Source organism: Stenotrophomonas sp. 05L44_2, assembly GCF_056665995.1.
The window spans coordinates 1-3,246 of sequence record NZ_JBFTNR010000490.1 but is presented as its reverse complement, the minus strand read 5'-3'; the positions used below and the strand labels follow the sequence as shown (position 1 = coordinate 3,246).

Sequence of the window (3,246 nt, the reverse complement as noted above, 5' to 3'; positions counted from 1 at the left end):
GAAGATCTCTTCGCGGACAATCGTCATGTCGTCGCGGCAGTCGGAGAACACGGTCGGCAGCACATAGGCGCCCTCGGCCAGGGCACCGTCTGTAGCACGACCGCCGCCGGTCAGCAGGCGCGCGCCTTCGCTCTTGCCGCTTTCGATGAAGCGCAGCACGTTTTCCATGTGCGGGAAGCTGGTCAGCGGGCCGAAGTTGGTCTCTTCAGCCATCGGGTCGCCGATGCGGATGCGCTTGACGCGCTCCACCACGGCAGCTTCGAACGCGGCCAGCATGCTGCGCGGCACGAACACGCGGGTACCGTTGGTGCAGACCTGGCCGGAGCTGAAGAAGTTGGCCATCACCGCGATGTCGGCGGCACGGTCCAGATCAGCGTCGTCACAGATCACCAGCGGCGACTTGCCGCCCAGTTCCATCGTCACTTCCTTCAGCGACGACGACGCAGCGCTGGCCATGACCTTCTTGCCGGTGGCCACGCCGCCGGTGAAGGAGATCTTCTCGATCACCGGGTGCTCGGTCAGCCAGTTGCCGATCTCGCGGCCCGGGCCCTGCACGACGTTGAACACGCCGTCCGGCACGCCGGCTTCGGTGTAGATCTCGGCCAGCTTGATCGCGGTCAGCGGGGTCACTTCGGACGGCTTGAAGACCATTGCATTGCCGGCGGCCAGGGCCGGGGCCGACTTCCACATGGCGATCTGGATCGGGTAGTTCCAGGCGCCGATGCCGGCGACCACGCCCAGCGGCTCGCGGCGGGTATAGAAGAAGCTCGATTCGCGCAGCGGCAGCTGGATGCCTTCGATGGCGGTGGCCAGGCCAGCGTAGTACTCCAGCACGTCGGCACCGGTGACGATGTCCACCGTGGTGGTTTCGGCCAGCGCCTTGCCGGTATCCAGGGTTTCCAGGTGGGCCAGCTCGTCGTTGCGCTCGCGCAGGATCTCGACGGCACGGCGCAGGATGCGCGAGCGCTCCATGGCGGTCATCGCTGCCCACACCTTCTGGCCTTCGCTGGCGCTTTCAACGGCGCGTTCGACATCGGCCTGGCTGGCGATCTGCACGTCGGCCAGCACCTGGCCATTGGCAGGGTTGACGGTCTGGAAGGTCTTGCCGCTGGTGGCGTCGACGCGGCGGCCGTGGATGTACAGCTGTTGCACGGGCAGGGTGGTCATCGGCTTGCTCCTGGAAGGGATGGGGCGGGGTCGTGGCGCGCTCAGGGCGCGTTGGCCTGCAATTGGAAATCGATGTAGCCGTAGGCGATGCGGCGCGCCTTGTCGGCGTTGAAGTCACCACCGACCAGGCTGCCGCGCAGCCACAGGCCGTCGATCATCGCGGCCAGCCCGCGTGCGGACAGGCGTGCCTGTGCATGCGGCAACTGGCGGTTGAACTGATGGCAGAGGTTGGAGAACAGTCGCTGGTCGTTGGCGCGCTGCAGCCGCGCAAGTTCCGGCTGATGCATGCTGGCGGCCCAGAAGGTCAGCCATACGCGCATGGCGGTCCCGTTGGTCTGGCTGTCGTCGAAGTTGCCATCGACGATGGCGCGAAGCTGTGAACGTGCGTCGCCGGCGGCGGCGTCGCGATAGCGGGCAACGGCTGCCTTCAGCTCGCGCAGGATCTGCCGCATCGCCGCATTGAGCAGGCCGTCCTTGTCGCCGAAGTAGTGGGCGACGATGCCGCTGGACAGGCCGGCCTTCCTTGCGATGGTGGCGACAGTGGCATCGGCCATGCCGATCTCGTCGATGGTCTGGAAAGTGGCCCGGATCAGCTGCTCGCGGCGGACCGGTTCCACGCCTTTCTTCGGCATTGTCTCTCCACGGATTGCGACCCGGAATGCCGGGCTGGTGAAGATCATACTTTTTATTGATTGAACGTTCAATCAATAAACCCTACGATGCCGGTCGCGCCCCCACGCCATGGGCCCGGTTTCCGGTCCGGCCCCGCCCATGTGCCCCCTTGGACTGATGAGACGACCCCATGTCTTCCCTGGCTCATCCCAAGCGCTCGCCCCTGCGCTTGAACCGTTTCGTGTTCTTCAGTTCGTCGGTCTCCATCGGCATCCTCGGTGCGTTGACCGTCTTTTTCCCGGAGGCCAGCGAGCACTGGCTGCAATGGGCACAGGCCGAGGTCTCGGCGGCGTTCGGCTGGTGGTACATGCTGCTGATCGTGGCCTGCCTGGGCTTCGTGCTGTGGCTGGCGTTCTCGCCGTATGGGCGCATCCGCCTGGGCCATAACGAGGAATCGCCGGCGTTCGGCTACGTGGCCTGGGTGTCGATGCTGTTCTCGGCCGGCATCGGCATCGCGCTGCTGTACTACGGCGCCTACGAGCCGCTCGATCATTTCCTCAACCCGCCCGGGCAGCCCGGCGGCACCGTCGCCGCGGGCCGCGAAGCGATGGTGCTGACCTTCCTGCACTGGGGCCTGCATGGCTGGGCGCTGTACGCTCTGGTCGGCGTGGCGCTGGGCTACTTCGCCTACCGCCGCAACCTGCCGCTGGCCCTGCGTTCGGCGCTGTACCCGATCTTCGGCGAGCGCATCCATGGCCGCATCGGCGACATGGTCGATGGTTTCGGTATCCTCGCGACGCTGATCTCGATGGTCACCAACCTCGGCATCGGTGCGCTGGTGGTGCAGTCCGGCCTGGTCTACCTGTTCCACATCCCGGATACGCCGCAGGTGCTGGTGGCCATCGTGCTGGTGATGATGGTCGTAGCCACCATCGGCGTGGTCGCCGGCGTGGAGAAGGGCATCGCCTGGTTGTCCAACCTCAACGTGCGCCTGCTGTGCCTGCTGCTGCTGTTCGTGCTGGTGACCGGCCCGACCCTGCACCTGTTCGATGGCCTGGTACAGAACACCGGCGACTACCTGGGCGCGTTCGTGCGCAAGAGCTTCGACATGTACCTCAACGACCCGAAGGGGCGTGAGTGGATGGGCTCGTGGACGTTGTTCTACTGGGCGTGGTGGATTGCCTGGGCGCCGTTCGTGGGCCTGTTCGTGGCGCGCATCTCGCGCGGCCGCACCATCCGCGAAGTGATCATGGGCGTGCTGCTGATCCCGTTGGGTTTCACGCTGGCCTGGCTGTCGATCTTCGGCAACACCGCCATCGACCTGGTGCTGAACCATGGCCAGGCGGTGCTGGGCCAGGTGGCTCAGCACGATGCGGCGATGACCCTGTTCAAGCTGCTGGAATACTTGCCCGYGGCGCCGTACATCGCTGGTGCGGCAGTGGTCATTGGTTTCGTGTTGTTCCTGAC

Annotated in this window: 3 protein-coding genes; 1 reads left to right on the top strand and 2 read right to left on the bottom strand. The window is 65.6% G+C overall.

Features of this window, described 5'->3' with window-relative positions:
- Positions 1-1,167: betaine-aldehyde dehydrogenase (gene betB / locus AC1VAN_RS16240; protein WP_480986195.1), on the bottom strand; the 1,167-nt coding region annotated here is incomplete at its 3' end.
- Between the two features lie 41 nt (positions 1,168-1,208).
- Entirely contained in the window at positions 1,209-1,799 is a 591-nt protein-coding gene (betI, locus tag AC1VAN_RS16235) for a transcriptional regulator BetI (protein WP_025878951.1), read from the bottom strand.
- A 170-nt stretch (positions 1,800-1,969) separates the two neighbouring features.
- On the opposite strand from betI, the gene AC1VAN_RS16230 reads away from it, so the two are divergent.
- Positions 1,970-3,246 (top strand): BCCT family transporter (locus AC1VAN_RS16230; RefSeq protein ID WP_480986194.1); only part of this gene is annotated, 1,277 nt, incomplete at its 3' end.

Bases quoted from the DNA above. Each gene is read 5' to 3' on its own strand.
- betI (WP_025878951.1), bottom strand. From the start codon at position 1,799: ATGCCGAAGAAAGGCGTGGAACCGGTCCGCCGCGAGCAGCTGATCCGG.